Annotated in this window: 30 protein-coding genes, 4 tRNA genes and 1 pseudogene; 17 read left to right on the top strand and 18 right to left on the bottom strand. The window is 43.6% G+C overall.

The window, feature by feature from the left end; genetic code table 11:
• Together D7V32_RS13440 and tehB are read right to left on the bottom strand one after the other, a co-directional pair.
• Positions 1 to 485, bottom strand: a pseudogene (locus D7V32_RS13440) (hypothetical protein); the annotation flags it as partial.
• Positions 486 to 517: 32 nt separating this feature from the next.
• Positions 518 to 1,387, bottom strand: coding sequence for an SAM-dependent methyltransferase TehB (gene tehB / locus D7V32_RS13435; RefSeq protein WP_120403356.1), 870 nt, complete (start codon positions 1,385 to 1,387; stop codon positions 518 to 520).
• Between the two features lie 285 nt (positions 1,388 to 1,672).
• Between tehB and D7V32_RS13430 the strand changes: the two genes are divergently transcribed.
• Positions 1,673 to 2,371 (top strand): YidX family protein, encoded by a 699-nt coding sequence (locus D7V32_RS13430; RefSeq protein WP_120403355.1) that lies wholly within the window; start codon positions 1,673 to 1,675, stop codon positions 2,369 to 2,371.
• Between the two features lie 56 nt (positions 2,372 to 2,427).
• On the opposite strand, the gene D7V32_RS13425 is transcribed toward D7V32_RS13430, so the two are convergent.
• The 7 genes from D7V32_RS13425 to D7V32_RS13395 form a co-directional block, all read right to left on the bottom strand.
• Positions 2,428 to 2,700, bottom strand: a complete 273-nt coding sequence (locus D7V32_RS13425) for a hypothetical protein (protein WP_120403354.1) — start codon at positions 2,698 to 2,700, stop codon at positions 2,428 to 2,430.
• A 94-nt stretch (positions 2,701 to 2,794) separates the two neighbouring features.
• Positions 2,795 to 3,544 (bottom strand): hypothetical protein, encoded by a 750-nt coding sequence (locus D7V32_RS13420; RefSeq protein WP_120403353.1) that lies wholly within the window; start codon positions 3,542 to 3,544, stop codon positions 2,795 to 2,797.
• A gap of 219 nt (positions 3,545 to 3,763) precedes the next feature.
• On the bottom strand, positions 3,764 to 4,267 hold the full coding sequence (locus D7V32_RS13415; RefSeq protein WP_228200218.1) for a hypothetical protein: 504 nt from the start codon (positions 4,265 to 4,267) through the stop codon (positions 3,764 to 3,766).
• A 189-nt stretch (positions 4,268 to 4,456) separates the two neighbouring features.
• Positions 4,457 to 5,185 (bottom strand): class I SAM-dependent methyltransferase, encoded by a 729-nt coding sequence (locus D7V32_RS13410; RefSeq protein ID WP_120403352.1) that lies wholly within the window; start codon positions 5,183 to 5,185, stop codon positions 4,457 to 4,459.
• A gap of 195 nt (positions 5,186 to 5,380) precedes the next feature.
• Positions 5,381 to 5,456 (bottom strand) — tRNA-Phe (locus D7V32_RS13405).
• Between the two features lie 134 nt (positions 5,457 to 5,590).
• Positions 5,591 to 5,666 (bottom strand) — tRNA-Phe (locus tag D7V32_RS13400).
• Positions 5,667 to 5,895: 229 nt separating this feature from the next.
• Positions 5,896 to 6,273 carry a GNAT family N-acetyltransferase gene (locus tag D7V32_RS13395; RefSeq protein ID WP_120403351.1) on the bottom strand — a complete coding sequence of 126 codons (378 nt, stop codon included), beginning with the start codon at positions 6,271 to 6,273 and terminating at the stop codon, positions 5,896 to 5,898.
• Between the two features lie 98 nt (positions 6,274 to 6,371).
• On the opposite strand from D7V32_RS13395, the gene hisB reads away from it, so the two are divergent.
• From hisB to hisA, 7 genes are all read left to right on the top strand, one after another.
• The gene (gene hisB, locus D7V32_RS13390) at positions 6,372 to 6,965 is read left to right on the top strand and encodes an imidazoleglycerol-phosphate dehydratase HisB (protein ID WP_120403350.1); all 594 of its coding nucleotides are present in this window, start codon (positions 6,372 to 6,374) and stop codon (positions 6,963 to 6,965) included.
• Entirely contained in the window at positions 6,965 to 7,582 is a 618-nt protein-coding gene (gene hisH / locus D7V32_RS13385; protein ID WP_120403349.1) for an imidazole glycerol phosphate synthase subunit HisH, read from the top strand. The genes hisB and hisH overlap by 1 nt, the downstream gene beginning before the upstream one ends.
• Before the next feature lie 160 nt (positions 7,583 to 7,742).
• Entirely contained in the window at positions 7,743 to 8,252 is a 510-nt protein-coding gene (locus D7V32_RS13380) for a DUF805 domain-containing protein (RefSeq protein ID WP_120403348.1), read from the top strand.
• Positions 8,253 to 8,855: 603 nt separating this feature from the next.
• On the top strand, positions 8,856 to 9,854 hold the full coding sequence (locus D7V32_RS13375) for a hypothetical protein (RefSeq protein WP_120403347.1): 999 nt from the start codon (positions 8,856 to 8,858) through the stop codon (positions 9,852 to 9,854).
• 164 nt (positions 9,855 to 10,018) lie between these two features.
• Complete coding sequence (locus D7V32_RS13370) at positions 10,019 to 10,675, top strand: 3'-5' exonuclease (RefSeq protein ID WP_120403346.1); 657 nt, start codon at positions 10,019 to 10,021, stop codon at positions 10,673 to 10,675.
• 156 nt (positions 10,676 to 10,831) lie between these two features.
• Positions 10,832 to 10,960, top strand: a complete 129-nt coding sequence (locus D7V32_RS17730) for a hypothetical protein (RefSeq protein WP_265936385.1) — start codon at positions 10,832 to 10,834, stop codon at positions 10,958 to 10,960.
• Positions 10,961 to 11,159: 199 nt separating this feature from the next.
• Positions 11,160 to 11,891: a 1-(5-phosphoribosyl)-5-[(5-phosphoribosylamino)methylideneamino]imidazole-4-carboxamide isomerase gene (gene hisA, locus D7V32_RS13365; RefSeq protein WP_120403345.1), complete on the top strand. Its 732-nt coding sequence runs from the start codon at positions 11,160 to 11,162 to the stop codon at positions 11,889 to 11,891.
• A gap of 234 nt (positions 11,892 to 12,125) precedes the next feature.
• Here hisA and D7V32_RS13360 read toward each other — a convergent pair whose 3' ends face one another.
• On the bottom strand, positions 12,126 to 12,386 hold the full coding sequence (locus D7V32_RS13360; RefSeq protein WP_147394225.1) for a hypothetical protein: 261 nt from the start codon (positions 12,384 to 12,386) through the stop codon (positions 12,126 to 12,128).
• Positions 12,387 to 12,741: 355 nt separating this feature from the next.
• Here D7V32_RS13360 and D7V32_RS13355 point away from each other — a divergent pair, with 355 nt between their 5' ends.
• A complete protein-coding gene (locus tag D7V32_RS13355; RefSeq protein WP_120403343.1) occupies positions 12,742 to 13,641 on the top strand; it encodes a DMT family transporter in 900 nt (299 codons plus the stop codon).
• A 56-nt stretch (positions 13,642 to 13,697) separates the two neighbouring features.
• On the opposite strand, the gene D7V32_RS13350 is transcribed toward D7V32_RS13355, so the two are convergent.
• From D7V32_RS13350 to D7V32_RS13340, 3 genes are read right to left on the bottom strand one after another with little or no spacing between them, the layout of a single operon-like run.
• Positions 13,698 to 14,090 (bottom strand): DUF4870 family protein, encoded by a 393-nt coding sequence (locus tag D7V32_RS13350; protein ID WP_120403342.1) that lies wholly within the window; start codon positions 14,088 to 14,090, stop codon positions 13,698 to 13,700.
• 35 nt (positions 14,091 to 14,125) lie between these two features.
• A complete protein-coding gene (locus tag D7V32_RS13345; protein WP_120403341.1) occupies positions 14,126 to 14,746 on the bottom strand; it encodes a DUF1294 domain-containing protein in 621 nt (206 codons plus the stop codon).
• 18 nt (positions 14,747 to 14,764) lie between these two features.
• Complete coding sequence (locus D7V32_RS13340) at positions 14,765 to 15,712, bottom strand: homoserine kinase (RefSeq protein ID WP_120403340.1); 948 nt, start codon at positions 15,710 to 15,712, stop codon at positions 14,765 to 14,767.
• A gap of 113 nt (positions 15,713 to 15,825) precedes the next feature.
• Between D7V32_RS13340 and hisF the strand changes: the two genes are divergently transcribed.
• Both hisF and D7V32_RS13330 read left to right on the top strand, forming a co-directional pair.
• Positions 15,826 to 16,584 carry an imidazole glycerol phosphate synthase subunit HisF gene (hisF, locus tag D7V32_RS13335; protein WP_120403339.1) on the top strand — a complete coding sequence of 253 codons (759 nt, stop codon included), beginning with the start codon at positions 15,826 to 15,828 and terminating at the stop codon, positions 16,582 to 16,584.
• Between the two features lie 66 nt (positions 16,585 to 16,650).
• The gene (locus D7V32_RS13330) at positions 16,651 to 17,109 is read left to right on the top strand and encodes a hypothetical protein (protein WP_120403338.1); all 459 of its coding nucleotides are present in this window, start codon (positions 16,651 to 16,653) and stop codon (positions 17,107 to 17,109) included.
• A 237-nt stretch (positions 17,110 to 17,346) separates the two neighbouring features.
• Here D7V32_RS13330 and D7V32_RS13325 read toward each other — a convergent pair whose 3' ends face one another.
• Positions 17,347 to 17,964 carry a hypothetical protein gene (locus tag D7V32_RS13325; protein WP_120403337.1) on the bottom strand — a complete coding sequence of 206 codons (618 nt, stop codon included), beginning with the start codon at positions 17,962 to 17,964 and terminating at the stop codon, positions 17,347 to 17,349.
• Between the two features lie 108 nt (positions 17,965 to 18,072).
• On the opposite strand from D7V32_RS13325, the gene D7V32_RS13320 reads away from it, so the two are divergent.
• Positions 18,073 to 19,071: an AraC family transcriptional regulator gene (locus tag D7V32_RS13320; protein WP_120403336.1), complete on the top strand. Its 999-nt coding sequence runs from the start codon at positions 18,073 to 18,075 to the stop codon at positions 19,069 to 19,071.
• A gap of 115 nt (positions 19,072 to 19,186) precedes the next feature.
• Positions 19,187 to 19,870 carry an aquaporin Z gene (gene aqpZ / locus D7V32_RS13315; RefSeq protein ID WP_120403335.1) on the top strand — a complete coding sequence of 228 codons (684 nt, stop codon included), beginning with the start codon at positions 19,187 to 19,189 and terminating at the stop codon, positions 19,868 to 19,870.
• Between the two features lie 76 nt (positions 19,871 to 19,946).
• On the opposite strand, the gene D7V32_RS13310 is transcribed toward aqpZ, so the two are convergent.
• A complete protein-coding gene (locus tag D7V32_RS13310; RefSeq protein ID WP_120403334.1) occupies positions 19,947 to 20,192 on the bottom strand; it encodes a hypothetical protein in 246 nt (81 codons plus the stop codon).
• Positions 20,193 to 20,275: 83 nt separating this feature from the next.
• On the bottom strand, positions 20,276 to 21,382 hold the full coding sequence (locus tag D7V32_RS13305) for a DNA/RNA non-specific endonuclease (RefSeq protein ID WP_120403333.1): 1,107 nt from the start codon (positions 21,380 to 21,382) through the stop codon (positions 20,276 to 20,278).
• A 267-nt stretch (positions 21,383 to 21,649) separates the two neighbouring features.
• On the opposite strand from D7V32_RS13305, the gene D7V32_RS13300 reads away from it, so the two are divergent.
• Positions 21,650 to 22,054: a hypothetical protein gene (locus D7V32_RS13300; RefSeq protein WP_120403332.1), complete on the top strand. Its 405-nt coding sequence runs from the start codon at positions 21,650 to 21,652 to the stop codon at positions 22,052 to 22,054.
• Between the two features lie 119 nt (positions 22,055 to 22,173).
• On the opposite strand, the gene D7V32_RS13295 is transcribed toward D7V32_RS13300, so the two are convergent.
• Positions 22,174 to 24,054: a potassium transporter Kup gene (locus tag D7V32_RS13295; RefSeq protein WP_120403331.1), complete on the bottom strand. Its 1,881-nt coding sequence runs from the start codon at positions 24,052 to 24,054 to the stop codon at positions 22,174 to 22,176.
• 124 nt (positions 24,055 to 24,178) lie between these two features.
• Between D7V32_RS13295 and D7V32_RS13290 the strand changes: the two genes are divergently transcribed.
• The 3 genes from D7V32_RS13290 to D7V32_RS13280 all read left to right on the top strand — a co-directional run bounded on the left by D7V32_RS13290 (position 24,179) and on the right by D7V32_RS13280 (position 25,203).
• Positions 24,179 to 24,268: transfer RNA gene (locus D7V32_RS13290), tRNA-Ser, on the top strand.
• Between the two features lie 496 nt (positions 24,269 to 24,764).
• The gene (locus D7V32_RS13285) at positions 24,765 to 24,992 is read left to right on the top strand and encodes a hypothetical protein (protein WP_120403330.1); all 228 of its coding nucleotides are present in this window, start codon (positions 24,765 to 24,767) and stop codon (positions 24,990 to 24,992) included.
• A 135-nt stretch (positions 24,993 to 25,127) separates the two neighbouring features.
• Positions 25,128 to 25,203: transfer RNA gene (locus tag D7V32_RS13280), tRNA-Thr, on the top strand.
• 78 nt (positions 25,204 to 25,281) lie between these two features.
• On the opposite strand, the gene D7V32_RS13275 is transcribed toward D7V32_RS13280, so the two are convergent.
• A complete protein-coding gene (locus D7V32_RS13275; protein WP_120403329.1) occupies positions 25,282 to 26,142 on the bottom strand; it encodes an SAM-dependent methyltransferase in 861 nt (286 codons plus the stop codon).
• Between the last annotated feature and the right edge of the window lie 3 nt (positions 26,143 to 26,145).

Here is a 26,145-nt window from a genome sequence, read left to right as displayed (position 1 = left end):
ATAGCATGGTCAGAATGGAATTCCTCTTGCATAATTAAAGTTGGCAGATCATCGAACAAATCTAAACACCATGATGATTTTTCAACAAATTCATCTCTATTTCTTCTAACAATTTCATTTAAGAAGTAAAAATTATTTCCTTGATCTAATCTATAATTCCCCCTAAAAATCTGTTCTCTTAAATAAATAACTAAAAATAAAGCTAATCTATGTAAACGGATAATATCATCATCTTGGGCAAAACCTGAAAGCCCACCATCCCAAGCTCTAACCAATTCTAATCCATGATAATTTCTACAAGTAATAAGTCCATTATTAAGTTTACTTATATAAGAACTGGTACTTATAATAGGCTTAAGAGCTAAAAGATTTTTAGACAACAACCCATTGAAATTACTATGCTCTTCATATTTTTCAGCAATTTGTAGAATTCGTTTAATAGTATCTAAAGATTCTTGAATATCGAATTCAAACTTTTCACTCATCGTTCCGCCCTGCATAACTAAAATGAATATTTTTAACCAATAACCCGCTGCGCCAACAACGTTGCAAAATGCTGCTTAATCCGATTGCCCTGCGCATCAACCCGATGTAATTCCCCAATATTTTCATTGTATTTCACAATGTTCCAGCCATCGTATAGCGCACTTAACTCTCCGGCTTTAAACGCAAATGGAAAGTCAGGCTGCGCAGGAATATCATCGGTATCCATCGCACAGACAATCAAGTTAAACCCATTTAGATTTGTGGCTTGCTGCATCTGCGCAATCAATGATTTCACCGTTGGCGCTTCTAAAAACATCATCACCACCGTACAACAAATAAAGTCGTATGTACCGGTAATGCTTGGGTCAGTATTGAGGTCACGCTGTTGCAGATGAATCTTTTGAATACCTTCGGCATCTATTATCTGCTGTAATTTTTGCAAACTTTGCGGATTCACATCCCAAGCATCGACCTCATAGCCCTGCTGACTTAAGTACAACGAATTTCGCCCCTGCCCACAGCCGACATCTAACGCGCGTCCACCCTGCAAATATGGCGTTGCAGCCAAAATCTCTGAGTGTGTTGGAGTCAGCTGATATTTTTTCGCAAAATAATCCTGTGGAAGGCAATAAAAACTGAGCTGACATTGCACATCATCACTCGCAGAAACAATCTTGTGCCACGCCTGCGGTTCTATAAACGGTGGTGGCTGGTCTGGACTAAATACATGCGTCGAGAGGACATTTCCAGACGCATCTAACATGGCAAAATTTACTTCACCTTGCAGCACAGTCAGTTTTGCCCATGTGCCTGCTTTGGTATTATGCTGATTTCTAAAGCCTTGCGGAATGGTCTGCGCAGACCACACAGGAAGTTCTTTATAACAAATCAAGTCTTGCATCAGCCTATTCCCCCATCTTGTTATGACGTATTCGCCAGTCCATACTTGTTATCAAGTGCTGGGCATAAGCATAGCCAGTTCCTACTCAAATGAACATTCATTCAAGATCTGGAAACAGCAAACAGATAAGAAATAAAAGCTATTGCTTCCCTGCATTGAGCGAATCATAGAATTTTCATTACCTTAAACTTTTGAGATTTGACGCCTTTTTGAACATTTTAATGGTAGGCTTAAAGACAATAAAAATTCAGCTTAACGATATTTCAAATGATTCGGAGTCTATCGATGTTTGCATCACCTTTAAAAACCATCATTTGCTTAGGCGTCATGGGGACATTATTCACAGGCTGCGCCACCAAAACCCTGATGACCAAAGACAATAAAACTTATACCCGTACTAACAAAGTAACCTTGATTGAAGATCAAGTGGTGGCGTTTGGCAAACCTGCTCAGCCTCTGCCGAATTTACCTGCGCATAGTTTAGTGATTGCAGGGCAGCAAAAAAGTTATGTTCTTACCCAAGGCGGGCCTCAATTTGTCAGCTTAATTGGGAAACTGGACCCGAAAAATATTCAAATCACCCGAGAACTGAGTTTCTATTCAGAAAATAACGATGGCCATTTTATAGGAACATTGCCACTGTCTTATGTGAAACTCAAAGAAGACATCAGCAAGAAAGATCGGGCATTTTTTATTGAAAATGGCGCGAAGGAATGTTCAAGTTCCAGTGATGAACGCATGCTTGCGCAGCGTTTCTGTTTTGAGATCAAACTGGCTGGTGTCGCCTATCCTGCCGCGAACAATTTAGCGTCTTTGAAAGCGTTGAGTAAGCCTTATCAGGTAAGCATTTATACTCATCAAAAAGAAAGTTATAAATCGAAAACAGGCATGAACCCTTTTGAAAAATTAGTGCTGCTCCCTTTTGCCGTTGCGATCGACGTGGTCAGCCTGCCATTCCAAGCTGCCGATAAAATTTTTGATTAATCGAATACACCCAGCGCCTAGAACGAATCAGGCGCTGTGCTTTTTTTGTGAAGGGCTTAAGTTAAGAGTTCGCCCATTAACCAAGCCATATACTTTTCTTTGTCCATAAAATCAGGCGCGCTGCCCGTATCTAGACTGAAATACTGCCGGTTAAACTGAATCACGATTTGTTCGGTGTGGTGCCAGTCTTCAATCAGCTTGAAATAGCTGCTGAAAAAGAAACGGTTTTTACCCCAATTGTTCAAACTTTCCAGCTTTGGATAATGATTATTTGCCATAAAATCTGCATAAGCCAAACGAATATCATCGATTACACACACAGTTTCCATAACTCCACCTGCGGCTAAAGAGTGAATGATTTTTCTACCATTTCAATCTAATGCCCGAAGTTTTAAAACACATGACAGCCTTCTGTTTATATCGTTACAGCTTCTGATTCAATTCCGCACGGTTTTGCAAACTTACTCTGCGCATTTGCCTGTTCAGCTCCACTATCTCTTTATACAGCGCATTAAATTCTTTGAGCGGCTTATCTTCGTAAAACATAAACAGCCTATTACGCTTTTCCCACTTATTATTTTTCAGCACCGCAAATATGGCATCCGCCTTCGCTAAACTTTGCTTCTCCAGCTCAAATAAGGCATATGTATCTTCATCCTTTCGGCTTTCACGTAAACTCTGCGCCAGCTGATTACGGTATTGCGCGCTGATCGGTAAATTTTTCGCCTGCGCTAAACCATTCTGCTCCAAGTCCTGCATTTTCTGCCCATACATATCTACCACAGCATGAACACCTTGCAGCATAGCCTCAGTCTGCGCATAATTTTTTTTCTTATCTGCAGCCAAACGGTCTATATCTAAAAAATGCTCCCAGTCCAGCGCTTTCAGCTCACGTATATAAGCATTGCGTGATTCGGCACTCAGAATCATCTGCTGCAAAACAAATGAAGCCATGATCTGATAATCGCCCTTGAGACGCGCATCATTCACATCCACCCTTATTGGCTGAGTACTGTCTTTGGCCTGCTCAAAAATTTGCTGGGTTTTGTCTAAAAGCACACTTTTATAAACCTGCAGCTGTGCAGCTTCCTGCTGCTGCTGTTTATACTGATAAAACAGACCGCCAAAGACCAATACAGTCGCTGCAGTCAAAATGACAAAAATACGCGGCATGCCAAAACTCCAACGGCTGAATTAAAATAATCATAACTTTAAATTTAAAAAGTACGTACAAATCGCACAAAAAGACACACGCGCTGCAATGAATTTAAAAAAGCATCTGTGGATAAGCGCTTCGAAACCGCTCATTTTATTTAAATTTAAATACGCAAAACAAAAATCATGGCTTATGCCATGATTTTTGAATTCAAAATAAAATATAGATTGAAATATTTAAGGTTTTGGCGCATTACGCTCTAAAACACCTAAATTAATTTGCTCACGGCTCATTTGCACATTCAGCGCATTACGGTCTAAGCCGAATGGCTGCAGCAAGGTGTAAATGCCATTGCGCGGATCTGATGACTGCAAGCCTGCGGCAATATTTAAGACATGCTGCTGTAAAATAGGATCAATACTATTCATATCCGGTACAGGATCTGCAGGAATAAAATCTACATTTGCAATCAAATGTTCATTCGGCGCATGATTGGCTGCATCACGCTCCAGCCGCATCACCTGATGCTGCAGCGCCTTACGTTTTTCAGGCCGTTCCAGAACGGGCTCAATCACAGTTTCATTACGCAGCTCACGGTCAGCCATAACGGTTAATACAGGCAGACGCACAGGTTCAGCCGCCTGCTCAGCAGGCGCTTTTTGCTCGGCAGCCTGCAGCTGTGCAGCAGACAAGCCAATCCATACACAAAGAACAGCAGAAAATTGTTTTGGAAGATTCATAAGATAATTCTCAAATTTTAAATTCGAAGATTGCATTTCTTCAAACCATCTTAAAATTGTACAATAAATCATCTAAAATTCTGCCGCACTCAGATAAACGGCGGCTAAGTCCAAAATACACAGCGCTTTTGAATTTAAAACCGCTGCGGCCAAAGCAGATCTAATAAATTCAATGATCAGCAGTGCAACTTATCTCCCAATCCGCAGCAGCACAGGAAATTGCACCTGATATTGCTGTTCAGGCATGCGCTGAAAAAATGCAGACAAATCTGCCAGCGGATTACCGCCTGTCAGATGTATATAATGCTTTAATCCCGACCAAGTTTGGAAATAGTCCAGCAGCTGACGGCCTGACCAGCAATAATTCAGCTGCACATCCGAAACAGACAGCTCCTCAAAAGGAAAAGGAATGCTTTGATAGCATTCATCAATATAGCGGCGTTCAGCATCCCAATAGCCGTTTAAAGTATTTTTATATAAATGCTGAATCAGCTGCTGCAGCTGCGGATCTTCAGCTTCAATCAAACCATAGCCAATAACGGCCAAACAGCCCTGCGGCTTCAGTACACGCTTCACTTCAGCGTAAAAAGTATCAAAATCAAACCAATGTATCGCTTGTGCAACGGTGACCAAATCGGCGCTGCAATCGGGCAGACCAGACTCTTCTGCAGCAGCCTGCAGATAACGGACATTGCTCACTTGCGGCGCTTGCGCCAGCTGCGCAGCGCTCAGATCAGTCGCCAGCACCTGCTGGAAATCAGGCGCCAGCCAGCTGGTGAACTGCCCAGACCCCGCGCCGCAATCCCATGCTAATCCCTTTTCAGGCACATAGTTTAAAATCTGTTCAATAATTTCGGCAGAATAGCTCGGACGCGCCTGCTGGTACAGCGCACTGTTATCTGAAAATAAGTCCTTCATTTTGCTTCCTATTCTGTATGTTATTCACTTCAGGACAGCTTAAAGCGTTACCCCTGATTTCAGAATAGGCTAAAAGTCTGAGACAGCGCCCCCCAATATCCCGCTGAATATGCAGTATGAGGCATTAAACTGCCGGCAATATAAAAATTCAGACAAAAAAAAAGTCCCAAACATTGTTTGAGACTTTTTTGAATATGGTGGCGAGACCCAGGATCGAACTGGGGACACACGGATTTTCAATCCGTTGCTCTACCTACTGAGCTATCACGCCGATGCGGTGTATTAAGCCGTATCTCAGAACATTAGTCAATAAAAATTATAATAATTTTTATTGACTGAATATTTTTTAGGCAAAAAAAATCCTTGATGGGATCAAGGATTGAAACTTTAAATAAGTTTTGAATATGGTGGCGAGACCCAGGATCGAACTGGGGACACACGGATTTTCAATCCGTTGCTCTACCTACTGAGCTATCACGCCGATGCCGCGTATTAAACAATTTAAGCTGCATGCCGTCAAGCGCCGTCAGCGCCTTTTTCACCAATTGTTTACTTTTAAAGCAAAATTAAGCATTGTTTGATCGTTTTTTGTTTAAAACACAGTATGCAGCCCATTTTGACATTTTCAACAGCTGCTCATTATGGCGCATATAACCAGCATTCAGCATAAAAAAAGCAGCCTGAAAGCTGCTTTTATTCTGTGTCAGGCTTTAAATTTTATCTAAATGCGCCAAACAGCGGTGAATCGCGCCGCAGCCCGGTTCAAAAACTTTTACGCCTTTTTCTTCTTCAAAACGGCAAGCTTCACTGACCAGCCTTTCTGCAACGCCGCGCCCGCGGTTTGCCGGATGCACAACGATATTTTCTAAAGTCTTGCTTTCCCCTTGTCCCGTACACCAAATCGCGCCAATCACTTTGGTGTTAAATTCTGCAGTATAAATTAGGGTATACTGCGTTAAGCTTTGCTCTAGTTGTTCAATGGCATCTGCTCCATCGCTAAACTCTGGGCTCGTGTCATACAGTCGCTCAAGCTGGCTGCGCACTTCATCATTTTCTAAAGAAGTATAAGCGTGTACGGTAATAGGCATTGATAAACCCTCCTGAGCAATCTAATATGCGGTGACTTTTCGTCACAGCGAAAAACATTTTTACATCAATCATTTTGACGTATTTGAGGAACGTGTCTATGACCGATCGTATCAGTGAAGTGGTAAGAAACACCAATGAAACCAAAATTCGAGTTCGTGTGAATCTGGATGGTTCAGGTCAAGGCACTTTAAACACTGGTGTTCCATTTTTAGATCATATGATTGATCAAATCAAGCGGCATGGCTTATTTGATATTGATATTCATTGTGACGGCGACTTAGAAATCGACGATCATCATACTGTAGAAGACTGCGGCATTACTTTAGGTCAAGCTTTTGCGCAAGCGCTAGGCGACAAAAAAGGCTTAAAACGCTACGGCCATTTCTATGCGCCGCTAGATGAATCGCTCAGCCGCGTAGTTGTCGATTTATCTGGCCGTCCGGGCCTTTGGATGGATATTCCATTTACCCGCGCCCGTATCGGTACATTTGATGTCGATTTATTTTCAGAGTTTTTCCAAGGTTTTGTGAATCACGCACTGATGACTTTACACATTGACAATTTGAAAGGCAAAAACAGCCATCACCAAATTGAGAGTGTATTTAAAGCATTTGCCCGCGCCCTTCGCATGGCTTGTGAAGTGGACCCGCGTGCAGAAGGTAAAGTGGCTTCAACCAAAGGGACACTGTAATGACCCGTATTGCCCTTCTTGATTATGGCATGGGAAACCTTCACTCAGCGGCCAAAGCGCTTGAACATGTCGGCGCAGCTGTAGATGTAACCAATGATCCGAAGCTGATTGCGCAAGCAGACAAAATTGTTTTTCCAGGCGTAGGCGCTATGCGTGACTGTATGCAAGGCATGCATGAAGCAGGTATTGATGAAGTCGTAAAAAATGCCGTATTCAATAAGCCTGTTTTAGCCATTTGTGTCGGCATGCAGGCTTTGATGCAGCATTCTGAAGAAAATGGCGGTGCAGATGCATTGGGTATTTTTGAAGGTACTGTAAAACGCTTTCCTGAAATTGAAGGCCTTAAAGTGCCGCATATGGGCTGGAACCAAGTGCATCAGGCTGACCCAAGCCACCCGATGTGGAAAGACATTGAACAGGATGCGCGTTTCTATTTCGTGCACAGCTTTTATGTAGAGCCAAAAGATCAAAGCCTTGTGGCTGCCACTTGTGACTATGGTTTGGATTTCTGTACTGTAATTCATCAAGAAAACTTGTTTGCAACACAGTTCCACCCTGAAAAAAGCCACACAGCCGGCTTACAGCTGCTGAAAAATTTTGTGGAATGGAAGATTTAATTAGTCTGCGCCCGATAAAAAGCCCGCAATAATGCGGGCTTTTTTTATTCTTAGATAAGCTTTGAACGCTTTCACCTGCTAAAAAAAACATTTATGATTCATGCATAAAAATTAATCATTCTTTTTATATCTATAAACATAATAGCCAAAGGAATACACCATGAATAATGTCAATGACTCCTCTCTCAGCGCGGCCGGACGCTTTGGACGTATGTCTTATCTAGGCTGGAATAGCCTGCTGCTGATTACGGTCATGATCATAGGCATACTCTGCGCAATTTTATTGCCGGGATTTAAACCAGATATAGACCAAGGTATGCCGCTTTCTATGCTGCTGACAATTGGCATCATTTATTTTGCGATGCTGTATTTGACTTTTATCTTTACAATACGCCGCCTGCATGACCGCAATCATACTGGCTGGCTATCATTACTGCTCCTTGTCCCTATTGCAAATATATGCTTGGCTTTATATTTAATTTTTGCGAAGGGTGATGCGCATGAAAACCAATATGGCTGGCCTAGACCAACCCAAACATGGGAAAAAATATTGGGCTGGATTTACATTCTGATTATTCCGCTGGGCATTCTCGCGGGTATTTCTGTTCCAGCTTATCAAGACTATGTGCAGCGCGCCAAACAGGCTCAAATAGAAATGCAGCAGCAATAATAAAAAAAGACCTGCAATTAAACCTGCTTTAAGCAGGTTTTTTTTATACTTGATCAAACAGCTTGCCGTTTATTTCTCACTTCATATGATTTATAACGGATAGCTCATCCAAATAAAACTCCATCAAACCAATCATTCAGACACTTTTCACCGTTCATTTTGAGTGTGAAAAATTTGAATTTTACGCAGAACCCGCTCTCTTTTAACGCCGTTAAATCCCTTAAAACCGCCAAAACCATGCATTTCAGGCCAAGCACATTGAACGTCTTTAAACCGGTAAAAAACAAAGATTACAAAAAATAAAGCAGGAAATAAGCTTGCTGATCAATAAAAACAAGTGAAAAATACATCAACACCACATTTAAATTACTGTTTTATATTAAAAATAATTACATTTTCTCACAATTTTCTTTAACCGCCTTAGTTAGTTGTTTTTTAACACAAAAACCAATAAATGTGACAAATATCACCATTATGTATGTTTTTTATAGTTTGTTCGCACTTTGTTTGTCTGCTAAAAATAAACCAGCAAGACTCCACAAAGCAGCTTTCGAAGATAAGAATTTCGAATACAAAAAAATTTGAAAATCGGAGAATAATGAAATGTTTAAATTATTTACGGGAAAAATCAGCGGCATATTTACATTGGCAATTCAAGGCCTAACCAAAGCTGTCGGCAGTATTTTGGATGCCATTGTGCATACCGTCGATACTGTCGTTGATATTATCAGTGCAGTCGCATCTCCTATTACCTCTACACTGACCAAGCTGCCATTACTTGGCGGCACCATTGATAAAGTTTTAGATACCACACATAAGGTGCTGGATACCGTCAGCAGCGAATTGCATGACACGGCGCATGCCTTGCAGACGGGGGATATCGAAAGCGGCGTAAGCGAACTGTTGAGCGGTGTCACAACCATTGCCGGAACAGCCGTCAGCGAAGTCGCAGATTTGGCTGAATATGTCGTCGGCCTCGCAGACCCGCTTGTTGATGTTTTAGGCCATGTGCCTGTTCTGGGTGATGCTGCAGCAGCCTTAGGCAGCACAGTAGACAATGTTTTAGGCTTTGTCGGCGAAACGGGTGACTATGTTGCCGCAGTCGAACCGACTGACCTCTTGAACAATGCCGTATCTGATCCATTCGGCACACTTGGCGGCACATTGCAGGATCTTTCAGGCTCTGCGCATAATCTGGCTGAAGACTTCGCGCCTTTAACAGACTTTGCTGCGCAAATTCCAGTATTAGGCGATGTTGCAGGTGCAGTCGGTTCTACACTGGATAACGTGGCTGGCTTTGTCGGTGAAACAGGCCAATATGTCGGCAGCATCAATGCCCTTGATCTGGTTGGCGGCCTCCTCACCAATCCAATTGCTGCCGTTGGCGGTGTTGTTCAGGATGTATCAACAACTGTCGACAGCTTGCTGGACGACATTGCGCCAATTACAGATCTGACCAATCCGATTCCAGCGGTGAATGCTGCCGTAGATGCTGTAGGCGCATTGGCAGGCGGTGTAACTGCAGGCTTATATGATGCAGGTACTGTTTTGGCAAATGCTCCGTCTATCCTAGATCAGTTCCAGCTGCCATCTTTCGTATAACGCGGCCTTTTCTCTCCCAAGTAGAAACCTGCAGATCTCTGCAGGTTTTTGCTTTTTGGCAGAAACAAAATAGAAAAGGCGATCATCATCTATCAGAACATCTTTTTGCTTAGTCCGCTAAAAAGCATTAAGCTGAAAATTCTGCTTATTCATGTGCCTGCATTATGCAACTGCCCCCAGCTTCAGCTCTGCCCAGCAAAGATCAAATTCAGCTTTTGCCTCTATTTCAAAGTCTGCCATTTGACTGTATTTTGCTGATTAATAGCCTTGAGCAGTGCCAAGCAGTACAAGACGAACTCTATCAAGCCGCAGTGCTTGGCTTTGACTCTGAATCCAAGCCGACTTTCAGCAAAGGTGAAATTGCGACAGGCCCGCATCTCATTCAACTGGCAACACTTGAACGTGCGTATTTATTTCAGGTCAGCCCTGAAATTTTAGACTTTTTAAAACCTATATTTGCCAGCCGTGACCAGATTAAAGTCGGATTTGGCCTAAAAAATGATGCACATCTGTTCCGCAAAAAAGGGATTGAGCTCAACAGTATTATTGAACTGTCCAAATGCTTCAGATCTTTTGGCATCGACAGCCCTGTCGGCTTGAAAAATGCCATGGCGCTGCTGTTTCAAGTGAACTTCCCTAAAAGCAAAAGTATCAGCACGTCTAATTGGTCAAAGAAAAATTTAACCGATCAGCAAATCAGCTATGCTGCGGCCGACGCTTACGCGCCTGTACTGGTTTTTGAAGCGCTGCTTCGTTTAGGCCTGCTGCCAAAAGAGATTCCCAACAGCAGCTTAAAATTGCGCATACGGCCAAACAAATGAACATACCCCCTGTTTTTTTATCTGGTCGGTTTGACATCATTGTGTCATTTTAGGAGCGCTACAATCGCGCAGATAGAGGTTCATAAAAATATCTCATCAAACAAATAATGAGCTGATTTACCCAAACAAACAATCAGCTAACCATGCTGCATAGCTGTGCATAATCTCAAAGAACAAATCATTTTTCGCTTCATTGAAAAGCCGTATCAAGAGATTTACAACCTTGGCGCGGCGTTAAAATCATCTGGCTTAAATGTACGAGAACAGCCGGCAGCCTATGTCTAAAAACAGCATGTTCAGCGCTGTACTTGTCTAGCAAAAAAGCTGCTGCGCCATAAAAACAAGACTAATGCTGAAAAACCGCTCACTTGAGCTCAGTCAGGCTTTTTTATAGTTCATTTAATTAGCGTTTAGTGAATTGGCGTTTCTTTGCTAAGATATTCGCCAAATAAATTCTTTATGAGATTAGGCAAGGAGCGAAAGCATGCTGATCATCCCTGCAATTGACCTGAAAGATGGCAAATGTGTCCGCTTAAAACAAGGCCGTATGGAAGACGATACTGTATTTTCTGACGACCCGGCCGCAACTGCACAGCATTGGGTAAATGAAGGCGCGCGCCGCTTGCATTTGGTCGATTTAAACGGCGCTTTCGCTGGTACGCCTATCCATAAGCCTGTTGTTGAAGCCATTGCTAAAGCGCAGCCAGATTTGCCTATTCAAATTGGCGGCGGCATCCGTTCATTAGAAACGATTGAACATTATTTGGATGCAGGCGTATCTTTTGTGATTATTGGTACAAAAGCCGTTCAAGAACCTGAATTTGTAGAAGAAGCATGCAAAAAATTTGCAGGCCATATCATTGTCGGCATCGATGCGATGAACGGCATGGTGGCGACCGACGGCTGGGCAAATGTGACTGACGTGAAAGCGACTGACCTTGCGAAGCGTTTTGCAGATGCTGGCGTATCCAGCATTGTCTACACAGACATCGCGCGTGACGGCATGATGCAGGGTGTCAACGTTGAACAGACCGTTAACCTTGCAGCTTACTCAGGCTTGCCTGTTATTGCATCTGGCGGCGTGACCAATTTAGACGACGTCCGCAACTTAAAAGGCCAGCCGGGCATTTTAGGCGCGATCACAGGCCGTGCAATTTATGAAGGCACACTCAGCCTTCGTGAAGCACAGCTGCTTTTAGACCAGCAGTCTTTGTAAATCTAATCACCATAAAAAAAGGCCCGTGGGCCTTTTTTTATGGTTTAAATTTGGCAATTTTCGTTAATGTAAATAAGCCTCAGTCATTACCGCCGCAATACGCAGCAAGCGTCTTTGTTTTTCCCAGCAAAGTAAATAATGAAACTCTCTCAATTTTTGCTTAAATAAATAAGGTAACAAAGCTTTTAAAGCTTGCTGATCTATTTCTACACTACCATCACATTGGAAATCACGCTATTGAACTACATTCCAATATTTTTGATCATCGCCATAAACAATATAGGAGCTGCGCTGGAAATAATTATTGGCATGTACGCGCCAAAACCTTCCCATGCAGTGCTGATCCTTATCTAAGCAGCATCGCTTAAGCTGAGGTAAAAAATGGACAATTTTCTGTGGCCGTGATACTGAAAATAACTCAAATTCATCATCATTCATCCGACCGTGATGAACCAGCTGTATAAACCAGCTGTCCAGCTTTACCGCATCGTCCATTTGAATCTGGTAGAAAAAAATATAATTTTCATTGGCTTTAAAATATGGAGGCTGGATTAATACTGTTTTAAATTTATATGCAATCAATTCATTACATGGCTTTACGGCTAAAAACTGAACCAGAAACGCACAATTCTGCTGTCTGATTTTTTAAAAATGGGTATAAATATCATCGGCCTCGTCTATGAGGCTATACATATACAGACCTAAAAATAAAGCAAGAAAAGCGAAAATAACCATGATTCCTTTGCGCATAATGAACTCATTTTTATTTTTTAAATGCGATTTCAGCGTCTAATTTAAATAAGGTATAAGATGCGGGTCAATCATTTAAATCACTTTGATTTTTCATTTTATGCTGTCTTCTCCTCTTTTCCACAAACTGCAAAGCAAAGCTCCGCAAATTTCCCTAATTTTGATCACTGTCATTTGGGGCGGCAGTTTTTTAACCGTGCAATACGGCCTGAACTACAGCACGCCAATCATGCTGGTAGGCCTGCGTTTTGCTGCTGCCGCGATTGCCGTCAGTCTGCTGTCTTTAAAATATCTGAAAAGCTCTAACCGCTATGAAATCTTTGCCGGCTTTTGTATTGGCGCTGTGATTGCAATTGGCTACGGCACACAAACCATTGGCCTGCAAAGCATCAGCAGCAGTGAATCTGCTTTTTTAACCGCATTATATGTACCGCTGGTGCCATTTTTTATGTGGCTATGCTTTAAAAGCCGTCCGCACCTCATGACATGGCTCGGCACAGCATTGGCCTTTATCGGCTTAGTCTTTTTGACTGGCAATGGCTTTGGCGCAATTCAGCTGAATTTTGGGCAAATCATCACCCTGCTCGGCTCAATTGCCATTGCTTTTGAAATTATTTTAATCAGCTATTTTGCTTCACGGGTCAACTTGCGCCGTGTTACGGTTTTACAGCTGGCCTTTGCCTCATTGCTGTGTTTTTTACTTGCACCGCTAAATGGTGAGACTGCCCTGCCTGCTTTTGAATGGCCATTATTTGCCGTGTTATGCGGTCTAGGCCTAGCAAGCGCAGTCATTCAGCTGGTCATGAACTGGGCGCAGCGTATGGTCGATCCATCTCAAGCGGCCATTATCTATGCGGGCGAACCCGTCTGGGCGGCCATCATTGGACGGATTGCTGGAGAACGCTTAGCGCCATTGGCCCTGCTGGGCGGCGCTCTGGTAGTTTTCGGGGTCATGCTAAGTGAATGGCGGCCTAAATGCCTCAAAGCGCTAAAAAAATAACCGCCCAAATAAAAAAGCCCAAGGACATCAGAACTTGGGCTTTTTCAGGTATTCAATTATTGGTACATCGGACGGTTATCATTTACAGTAATAATGCCGCGGACCGCGCGGTACACAATCCAAATCCATGACAAGCCGATTACCGATAAACAGAACGCTGTTGCGCTAATCGCCATCGTTACAAAAGCATCTGGCTGATTTAATTTAAAAAATAGAAAGATAAACGGCAAAAAAGCGATGAAATTCCAAAACAGATACCACCAAAAGGTGCGGATTTGCCACGTGAAATGGCTTTCAAAAATACTGCCTTGCACATCGCTGCGCTTCACGTAGTTAATAATCAGCGCAATGACCGCCAGCAGTCCAGCTGTAAAAATAGCGACGATATAAAGAATATATAAGGCAATGGTTAAGGTTCTGTTCGAATCTTTATCTATAAAATAGTCCATACATACCCTCAGTTTTTTTACGTTCAGCTCTGTTCTTAAAACGGATTAAATGGCGAAACCAGCCAAATCACCAAAAGTACGTTAAACGCTATAGTACAAAAATATATCTGACGGAACGGTTGTTTTTGTGTTTTATGACGCAGTTTTTGCTGCGCTAACCATGCAGCAGGCCAGCCGCCCAAAAAAGATAAAATATGCAATATGTTTTCAGGCACACGGCGGTTGCCCAGCTGAGCAGCCTCTTTGTCCTGTGCATAGAACCAATAGGTTGCAGCATTGACTAAACTGATTGCCAGCAGCGCTACGCCATTCAGCAAGCCTGCTATGCTGAGCACCGCAAGCAGCACAATATAGCCGATGCACAGGATCTGCATCGGCTGTATTTTTTTGCGTATGCGCACAATATTATCTTTATGTTTGGGCTGAGCCGTTTTGACCTGTGCCGCTTTTAAATAATTGACCTGCTGCGCGCGATGACGGCCGCGCTCATCTAAAATAATCAGATATTCCAGCGCGCAGCCCACAATGGGACGCGGCCCTGGGCGGGCAAAATCCTTAATATGTAAAAATACGCGCGCTTTACTGGCATCGCTCGGCTGAATAAATCCATAGCCTTTGTCATCAAACCATTCCACTAAGCGTCCTTGATCGCGCATTTTCACCCTCTTTTTAATTTATGCTGTCACGAATTTTAAGCGTTCAATCAGCATATTACGCATTTCATCTGGATTTTTCTGCAAAATATCTCCGCCTGTACGGCCTTCCGCTGCATTTTTCTGAGCCACTTGCAAACGCATCATCCAAAAACGCCCTGCCGCCATGGCTAAATACAGCTCTAAACAAGACTTTTCGTCATGGGTCAAAGGACGCACCGTTTCATAGGCATTTAAGAAAGCCACAGCCTTGGCTTCATTCAGCTCTACACTTGGATATTCTGTGCAGAAGTCATTTAAAGTGATGGCAATATCAAATAAAAACTCGTCTTTATTCAGCTCATAAAAATCGAGAATGCCATTCAGCTGATTGCCGTCAAATAAAGTATTGTCACGGAACAGATCTGAGTGAATAAAACCTTTCGGACGGTCTGGATAAACTGCCGTTAAGGCTTCATACAAACCTAATAATTTACTGAGCAGCGCTTTATCAGCATCGTTTAAAGTCGGCTTAATTTCACGCGCCACGGCATACCAATAGGCATGATCACGTACGAAATTACGCTCTAAAGGAAAATCCTGCAAAGCCACATGCATTTGCGCCTGCGCCACTGCAATCGCTTCTGCCTGCTCCAAAGTCGACGGCATAGGATGCTCACCCATCAAGCGCGGCGCGATTTGCGCAGGCTTATTTTTCATACTGTGAATCGCTTTGCCTGAATGTGACAGCGGTACTGGCACCGCCACGCCAACGTCACCTAGATGTTCCAGCACAGGTACAAGTTCCCCTGCAGCCTGCTCGTCCATATCTTCAAAAACAGTCAATACATATTGCTTGTCTTCACAGACCAAAAAGTAGTTGGTGTTTTGAATACCCCCTTGAATGGGAATCAGGTCAATCGCCTCTAATCCATAAGGCGCTGCAAAATCCTGAACTTCCTTTAAAGTCAAAGTGGTATAAACCGACATAGAAAACCTGCGAAAAAACTTACATAAGTTTGCTAGAATACCGTTTCCATCTGCCAAGGTGTAGCGCTTGTGCGGGTGAGTTTCATAATCGGCTGTAATAATTGGAAAAATTTATGCTAGCTAAACGTATTATTCCTTGCCTCGACGTCGACAACGGCCGTGTGGTGAAAGGTGTTCAATTCCTTGATATCCGTGATGCAGGTGACCCCGTAGAAGTGGCGCGCCGTTATAACGAACAAGGCGCCGATGAAATTACTTTCCTTGATATTACTGCTACACATCATGGACGCGACACCACTTACCGCACAGTAGAACGTATGGCTGAATCCGTTTTCGTTCCGCTTACAGTCGGCGGCGGTGTCCGTAAAGTTGAAGATATTCGCCTGCTTTTAAATGCAGGGGCAGACAAAGTTTCAATTAACTCTGCAGCCATTTATAACTCTGAGTTTGTACAGGAAGCATCACAGCGTTTTGGCGCGCAGTGCATTGTGGTTGCCATTGATGCGAAAAAAACCGGTGATAACAAGTGGGAAATATTCACCCACGGCGGCCGTAAAGAAACTGGCATTGATGCCATTGAATGGGCTGTGAAAATGGCCGACTTCGGTGCAGGTGAACTGCTTGTGACCTCAATGGATGCCGATGGTACGAAAGCAGGTTATGACCTTGCTCTCATGCGTTCGATCAATGACCGCGTGACCATTCCAACCATTGCATCTGGCGGCGTAGGCAACCTGCAGCATTTAGCAGACGGCATTATTCAGGGCGGAGCAGATGCTGTACTTGCGGCTTCTATTTTCCACTTTGGTCAGCACACTATTCCAGAAGCGAAAAAATACCTTGCTGATCAAGGCATTGAAATGCGTCTTTAATTGACTGCATAGGCAAAAATATGATTCAAAGAGCATCTCCAAGATGCTCTTTTTTTAGGTCTAATAATGGATAGTTTGCAGCATATACTCATACTGGCGGGCGTAATCTTCTTATTCCTTGTCATTATTTTACTCAAAAAATATATGCAAAATCCTTTTGGCTTTTTACTGATTTTACCTTGCTTAGGACTGCTGTTCTTTGGTTACGCGGCATTTTCAAAATACCAACTCCATCGATATTATGAACAGGCTTTAAATGCCCCTGCACAAATTCGCTATTGCGGCATTTTTGCTAAATGGGTGGTTGTTGAAAAACCAACTCGGCATAGCATCATTCAAGAAAAAGTATTTCTGTTTCAAAATGACAGACAAGGTTTTTTATTTAGCAATAGCTTACGCACCAGACAGCAATTTCCAGAACTCCAAACATTAAAAGAACAAGCACCTGTTTGCTTTCAATTCTCGCCTGAATATAAAGATGAAGAAGGCCGCTATATTTTGACTGCTTTTGAAAAACAAAAATAGCAGACAAAAAAAAGGAGCCTCAAGGACTCCCTATAAACCAAGAAAACTACAGCACTTGGTTCTGCACTACTAAAAGTAAAACAGCAAATATACGTCAATTTCAAAATACATGTGTATTTTGATGTCAAGAATTCTATCGCAGCAGGATTTAGTGAAGATTGACAGTAAATCCAAAATTTATTGACAAATCACGACAACACCTCATTTTTTAAGGCCTTTTTGCGCTGCTCCTGTTTTTTATTCCATCACGCTTTCCAATTCTGGAACATCTTGCTGCACATATTTCGCAGGGAAAAACTTCTGCACTGCAGCTGTCAGCGCTTGAGCGGCTGCAGCAGGCAGTACAATGCCTAAGGGATTCTGCTCCTGCAAATTGGCTGAAGAAACCACCCGTGTACCCAAGATATAGTCAAACCATGGCTTGGTCACACACCAGTTGGCATCTTGATTGGCATTCATATGATGATCATAGTGCCATGGAATTTTCTTCATTGCCCACTCTGGCTCCAAATGTGCGCGGCGGTGGATATAATAGTAATTGCATGCACTGTACAGCACCGCCAGACTCATCCCTTTTGACACAGGATAAAATAGCGGTGTAAATACACCTGCGACAACAGCTAAAGAAATAATTTCATTCTTGGTACGCCAGTTGCTGATGCCTTCTACATAACCATGATCATTAAAGTCCGTTTTGCGTACTTCTCTATGATGCTCCCAATGTGACTTCATGCTTTGCGGCACAGGGCTATAACGCGGCTTCCCAGTACGGTGCGTACCGTGCAGCACATATTTATGCGCAAACCATTCAAATGCATTAGCCACTGCTAAGCCAGCAATAAAACCTTTAATCATGCGGCTTTCCTCCTCGTCTTTTATATGACTATAAAGAAAGTCTAAGGCTGGATATTGACTATTTTTTTTAATATCATTGACAAAGTACGACAAAAGCAAGAATAAAAAATGCAGCAGTTAAAGGATTACACAGGTTCTGTATATGGCGGTCTAGGTCAGTTGCTTTATGCGTTCTATCAAGCGCAGGCGCTTCCTATTCCAGAAAAATTAGAGAAAGTTCAAAATCTTGAGCGCTTTGACTATATTATTTGGCGTGATTTGCTGACGTCTCTAGACCAGCAGCTGAAACGCCCGGCACTCAGTTTAGAAATTGCAGAATCAGTGCTGCCGAAACACCTCGGCATTATTGCCTATATTGCCATGTCTTGTGAAAATTTAGGTGAAGCGCTGTACCGCTATCATGATTTCCACCGTCTGATTTATGACGGTTCACCGCTGCAAATCACAGGCATAGGCGAATATTTATCGATCCGCTGGACTGAACTGCTGCCCAATATGGCCACCCAGCTGACCGATGAAACAGCGATTGCGCTTATGGCTGGCTTTTTAAAGCATTTTATGGACTTTAAAGACATCACCCTGTATGAAGTCCACTTTAAAGGCCCGTCTCCAAAATACATAGCGCGCTATGAACAGTTCTTCCGCTGTCCTGTCCGCTTTTCACAGCCTTACTCACAAGTGCTCATGCCATTAAGCGAACTGACACGGCCATTTATGAAAGGCGATCAAACCTTACAGCAGCTGCTGACCCAGCAGGCGCAATCGTTGCTGGAAAAGCTGCCCAATACCACCCATGTTGACCACCGCCTGCAGCAGGCAATTTTAACTGGCCTGCAAAAAAATCAGTTTCAAATCGAGCATATTTCCGCGCAGCTGCAAATTTCAGTTCGCCAGCTGCAAAGGCATCTGCAGCAGCAAGGCACAACCTATCAGCAGCGTATGCACCAAGTCCGCTGCATGCTCGCCAAAGAATATTTAAAAGACCCGCATTTGGGCTTACATGAAATTGCTTTATTGTTAGGTTATTCAGAACAAAGCGCTTTTCAGCGGGCATTTAAACAATGGCTGAACATCACCCCGCAGCAATGGCGCTTGCAGCATCAATAGAATGCAAACAGTTACGATAATCACCTTGCTTTGAACGATAATTAACCTAGAAAATAAAAAAGTTACATTCAATAAAATAAATAGCTCGATAAAAAAAACTCTCTACGGAGCAATTATGAATAAATATATCGCAGAAATGATAGGCACATTTTGGCTGGTTTTTGGCGGCTGCGGCAGCGCAATTTTCGCAGCGGCATTCCCTGAATTAGGTATTGGCTTCGCAGGCGTGGCTTTAGCATTCGGTTTAACCGTTTTGACGGGCGCATATGCTTTAGGCCATATTTCAGGCGGCCATTTCAACCCAGCAGTCAGTATTGGCCTGTGGGCGGGCGGGCGCTTTGAAGCAAAAGAGCTTGTTCCTTATATTGTTTCCCAAATCATCGGCGCAACATTTGCTGCATGGGTACTGTACCTGATTTTCAGCGGCCAATCCGGCTTCGCCGGCACAGGCGGTTTTGCCAGCAATGGTTTTGGTGACTTATCTCCTGGCAAATATTCACTGATGTCTGCATTGATCATTGAGGCCGTATTAACCGCAATGTTCCTCATTGTGATTTTAGGTTCAACAGATAAACGGGCGCCTGCGGGTTTTGCGCCAATCGCGATTGGTTTAGCGCTGACGCTGATTCACTTGATCAGTATCCCTGTGACGAACACATCGGTTAACCCAGCGCGCAGTACAGGCGTTGCTTTCTTTGCAGAAACCGCAGCGCTTAGTCAGCTTTGGCTGTTCTGGGCCGCACCAATTGCCGGTGCTTTAATTGGCGCAGTGCTGTATAAAATCATTGCCAAAGAATAAATTACTCAGCCATAAAAAAAAGCTCACAGATGCGGGCTTTTTTAAATTCTTAGATTTTAAAATCCAAAACGTAAGCTTATAAAAATGGATTTTCAATCTCGCCGTCTTGGTCACGCTGAACAGCATCCGGCAGATTGCTTTCACTTTCTAAAGATGCCACGACATCATTCAGCAATGCCTGCAGCGCTTTGGCAGCCTTCAGGCCTACCTGATCTTTAGTCAGCTGCAAACTACCGTAAATGCTGACACAGTCCGTGTCATTTTCAACAGTTAAATCGTGGATAGCGTGTGACTCTGTCCCATGTTCATAAGGCTTAAACATCGTTCTCTCGCTCTTGTGATTGGTCATGTGTTTTGTTGTTTTAACAGTTTCGGCTGTCTCAGTTCCATCCTAATACATGCGTTTTATTTCAACAACTGCAAAATAAACTGCAGCAAAGCTTCAATCAGCTGTTTAATCATCGCATCCTGCACATCCCCGCCCTGATCTGGACTGCCCGTATGGCTATTTGAATTGCTGCTGTCAGCGCTGCTGCTGAGTGAAGCGCCCGAAGAGCTGAATTGAGACTGCAACGCATTCAGCTGACTGGCCTCAACATCTTCCGCACACTGGCTTTCTGCATCCCAGTGTGAATAAGCAAATTGCACATTGGCTTTTACTGCGCCAGCTTTCAGCGGCAGCTTATATGTATTGCGCTTTTGTTCTTCTGTCAGCTGCGGAAAAAGATTAATGCCCAGCTGCTCTTCCAAATAACAGACACTGACAACCTCAACACGCAATGAATTATCATTCGGCGCTAAGTACGCGCCAATTGTGCCAGTTTTCGGCATATAAACCGCTTTATACGTTGCAGTCGGCACAATCACGCCATTGCCAATCGTCTTCAGTTTCTTACCGGCATAGACAGGCCCTGTCACCACGTAGACATCTTGCTTCTGCTTGGTCACAATCGCACGGGTGGCTTCTTCCAGCTCACGCCAAATTTGCTGATTATTTTTTGGCGCCTGCGGGACCATATTGGCTAATGAAAAACTGTCAAACTGAGCAGCCTTTGTTGGCATATCTGCATTTGGCGCCATATGGCCGCGGTCATAACCAGAAGCCCGATAATCCTGCAAAACCGCGCGGTGTTCTCTTGGCACACGGTTTTCTTCATGAAAACTGTCTTCACGCGGAATTTTTTGGCTTAAACGTGCAGGCGTCAGCGCTTCTGCAACCCATAACGGAGTTTTTGACACTCCCGAATACATCACGTTAAAACCATTAAAACAAAGCGGATAATTATTTTTTTCAAGACTTTGTTTAACTAAATAAGGCGGTACTTCACGGTAGAACTGATCTAGGCAGGCACTGTTTGACACCGTGGCCGTAGATACAAATTGCTGAATTTTTTCTTGTCCAAAGGCAAATGCAAAACTGCCGGCAGCAACCATCCCCAAAATAGCTTTAACACTATTTTGATTCCAAAATTTAGGGAGCATGAGACCTGAACTGCTTTTCTTTTTTGCCATTACTTACAACGTTTGCACTTAAAAAGGATTATTTTTCGGGAGCTTAGCAAGGGCATTTGCTGCTGTATATGCAAGACTGATGGTTTTGATGAAGATTTATGCAAACATTGTCTAACAATTCATCAAGTGATGTAACAATTTGTCGCGCTTATAGGCCAGTTTATGAGAACTCTTGAAACAATTCGGTATGTTTCATTGAATGCAGCTTTAAAAATATGACAAGGTAATGCTGAGAAGAACTCGAAAGAATAATTTTACGGAGTCATTATGTTTTCTAAAATTTTTGGTTTAGGCGCAATTACCGTATTCGCAAGCGCTGCAGTATTTGCTGAGCCTCCAATTCAGCCCGGAGATACCTTAGAAAGCCTGTCTAAGGCCAAAGTCACCACAACGGTCAATGGCCAGCCAGGATCACTGCAAGAATTGATCTCAAGCGGTCAAATCAAGCCAGCAGCAGAAACGCCAGCAATGCATACTCCAGCACCAAATGCGGCGGTATCTGAGGCTCCTGCGCCTGCAGCCGACCCAAATGCGCCCGCTCAGGCCTTGCCTGAATTGCCTTCATCTGCAGAAGCGCCTGTAAATGCGGAACAGCCGCCTGCTGCCGATATGCCTATTCAAGCTGCGCCAGAAACTCCTGCACCATCTGAATTGCCGCCAGAAGCGCAATAAATTCAGCTGAGGCACGTCTCGCTTTCATCCCTAGGATGATCCTCCACAAAAAAACCAGAGTCATGCTCTGGTTTTTTTGATCTTGCAGTTTTTACTTCAAGCTGCCAGCAATAACGTATTTAAATTTCAATCTGACTGCCTAACTCAACCACACGGTTGGTTGGAATCTGATAGAAGTCACTGACAGGACTGGTATTGCGCTGCATCGAAATAAACAGCTTTTCACGCCATGGCGCCATACCCTCGCCTACCGTATGAATAAGACGGTCACGGGAAATAAAGAAGCTGATCTGCATCTGATCATATTCAAAGCCCAGCAGCGCATAAGCCTGCGCTAATGCCTGCGGGATATTTGGCTGATCTTTAAAGCCGTAATACATTGAAATACGGTAAAAGCGCTCATCCAGTTCTTCAACCGTCACACGTTCAGATGCCGGCACATAAGGAATATCACGGGTCACTACAGTCACCATCACATTACGCTCATGCAGCACCTTATTGTGCTTAATATTATGCAGCATGGCATGCGGCACAATATTTGGCGTCCCTGTCAGGAACACAGCATCACCCGGTACGAACTTCGTCTCATTGCTGAAGCTGATACTTTTAATAAACAAGTCGATAGGCAGCGCATCTTTTTCCAGACGGTTCAATACAAGTTCACGGCCATCTTTCCAAGTCATTAAAATCGTATACAGCACTGCGCCGATTAAAATCGGTACCCAGCCGCCAGCCGCAATTTTCAATGACGTCGATGCAACAAAAATCATATCCAGCAACAAAAACGGCACAGCAAACAGCGCCACTTTCCAAATTGGCCAGCGCCAGAAACCATAGGCCAAAATGGAAATTAAAATTGTCCCGCAGAGCATGGTCATCGTGACTGCGACACCATAAGCGCTGGCTAAGTTTTCACTGTTTTCAAACAGTAGAATTAAAATCAGCACAGAAATAAACAGCGCCCAGTTAATAAACGGCAAATAAATCTGACCGCGTTCTACGTCTGAAGTATGGCGTACAGTCAAGCGCGGCAAATATCGCAGCTGAATAGCCTGATTGACCATAGAGAACACACCGGTAATGACCGCCTGTGAAGCAATCACCGCCGCTGCTGTTGCTAAGCCAATCATTGGATATAAGGCCCATGATGGAATCAGCATATAAAATGGATTGGCCAGCGCTTCTGCATCACGCAGCAGCAATGCGCTTTGGCCTGCATAGTTCAGCAGCAGGCACGGCAGCACGACAATAAACCACGCTAAACGGATCGGCAGCCGCCCAAAGTGCCCCATATCTGCATACAGCGCTTCACCGCCAGTCATGGTTAAGATCACTGCGCCCATCGTCAAAAAGGCCACATAGGGCTGATTAAACACAAAACTCAGCGCCCAGTAAGGGTTCACCATTTGCAAGACATGCGGCGTTTGAATAATGCTCCATAAGCCAAAGAAACCAATAGACAAAAACCAAGCCAGCGTCAGCGGGCCAAAGAATTTGCCCATGGTGCCTGTCCCGTGGCGCTGGACTAAAAATAGGCCCGCCAAGATACCGATCGACAGCGGCGCAAGCCATTGGTTAAACATTGGTGTTGCAATACTTAAACCTTCAACTGCAGACAGCACTGAAATTGCAGGCGTGATAATGCCATCGCCAAAAAACAGCGAGGCGCCAATAAAACCTAATGCAATTAAATAGATTTTTTTCTTGTCACTGATAAGTGTGGTACGTAAGTTTAATGCCAGCAGGGACATAATCCCGCCCTCACCGTTGTTGTCGGCGCGCATAATAATCATGACGTATTTGAAACTGATGGTGAGCATCATGCACCAGAAGATCAGCGAGAGAATACCCAAGACCGAAGCTTCTGAAATTGCAAGATGCGCTGTCAGGAAACATTGTCGCAGCGCATAAAGCGGACTGGTCCCGATGTCCCCAAACACCACGCCTAGAGCTGCTAGAGTAATAGCAGGCAGCGTGGCTTTTTGTGCAGTACTTTGCATATTTTTTGTCTTCATTTTAGACAGGATTTTTGCGAATCATATCACCAAGGTTAAAGTTTTTCTCTAAATCAATTGTTTCAGCTTGGCACAATAGATTTTTTTCGCTATTATCCACGGCGCAAAAGGTGAGGTGTCCGAGTGGCTTAAGGAGCACGCCTGGAAAGTGTGTATACGTTTGCGCGTATCGAGGGTTCGAATCCCTCTCTCACCGCCAGAATTTTAAAATCTCTAAATTGAAGGATTTAGAGATTTTTTTATGCCTGATCTTTTTGAATGCTGCCGCTTTTCAGCTTTGAGCAGCAAAGCGCGCCAATCTTAGCCCCGCAATACAGCAGATGATTCAATTTTCTGCTTATAGCCCCCGTTTCAATCATAAAAATCCATTCTATTCAGCAGCATAAAATCATGCAGCACCCAACAATATATTTAGATTTCAAGCCAAATCCGTTTATTTTTTTAGACGCATTCAGGCTTAGAAAGCAGTAATGCAGCCTAAAATGACAGATCAACACTAAAAATTATAAAAATATCGAGATGAAAAAATTTAATTGGCACACATTTAGCTTCATTAACATGCAATACAAGCTGTGATATGTTGAAAGCATAAACCGTAGATAAGGAGACCATTACAATCGGCACATTCTTGAACTATTGATCTATAAAAACAGACAAAGCCATAAATAGAAACACTGCTATTCTCAGGAGAGAACATGAATAACAGCGCGAACTATACGAAGCAGATCAAAAATGCCAAACGCGGGGGCTATACCCCAACCATCGCTAAAGATGTCAACAAACATAAAGTTCAAAAAGCACTAAGACTCATCGAACAATGGAGGCAGCTTGCCAGCGAGCTAAAACCTCAGCTGCAATTGGACATGGCTTTTACCCTTGAAGAATGTGCGCAAGACCTCGACAAAATCCTTAGAACCAAATAAACCGCTTCGCCCTCTTTTACATCACAGCGCATAGCCTGAAACTTCAGGCTATGGCTATTAAATCAGCAGTCAATAAAAAGCTTTTCTTTTTTATCTTGCGTCCCTAAAAAAAATCTGTAAAATGCAAGCCACAATGCCGGCATAGCTCAGTTGGTAGAGCAACTGACTTGTAATCAGTAGGTCCACAGTTCGAATCCGTGTGCCGGCACCATTTCTTAGCCTCGCTTTTTAAGTGAGGCTTTGATGTTTCTAGGGTATGCATTTCTTCAGGCGCCCGCACCCAAATATCTCAATCGGCCTTTTGCGCACTCACTTGCACATAATGCACTAAGCCTTCTGCAAATAAAGTACGGCATAACTTTCCAGTTGCATTGATTTTAAACTGCGCGATCCCTGTGCCAGACTGTGCTGCGCATAGCTGCTGCGCATACTGAGCAAAGCCGCCAAGAACTTTAGCGCTGATATTTTCAATACAGATCTGATGCAATCCAAACTTCTCCAGCTGCTGATGAAGCTGCGGCTGCGTAGGCAAGTCTTTTAAAGTCACATCGGCCGCTTTCAGCAAAGCTGTATAACGCAGCTTCTGCCATGGCTTTAAATTCAAAAAATCATCAGACAGCATTAAATAATGAAAGCCTAAACGCCCTTTTGAATTTAAAACAGAAGTCGATGATTGCAGAAAGGGATCTAAAGCGCTGTGATAGGCCGCATCAATACACATGACCGCATCAAAGCGCGGTTCAGGAAAGTGCTGGTTTAAATTTAAAAATGAGCCGCAGTGTAAATCCGCAGTAAAATTTTGGACGTTTGCATCTGCTGCAGTTTTTAACTGCAAAACATTTTTGATATTTGCAATACATGCAGGCTGCAGATCCAAGGCGCTGATACGGCGCACCTGATAGCGCTCTAACCAATGCAAGACACTCGCGCCTTGGCCGCAGCCCAAGTCCAGCACATGGTCAGCACTATGCAGCTGCAGCGCTAGAGCCAAATGATCTGCAAGCGCCTGACAGGCTTCAGGATAAGTATCATCCTGTGTCCAAGCGCCTAAATTGCTCCATGCCAAAGCTGCATCATCGCCCAGCAGTTTGGCATTAATGGCATATTTATGCGCCGGCAGCTGTGAACGCAGCGCCTGCATCCATTTCATGCT

This window comes from Acinetobacter tianfuensis (assembly GCF_003611465.1).
Lineage (GTDB): Bacteria > Pseudomonadota > Gammaproteobacteria > Pseudomonadales > Moraxellaceae > Acinetobacter > Acinetobacter tianfuensis.
Note: the sequence above shows the minus strand (reverse complement) of the source record. Positions and strands in the feature narration are given on the sequence as shown.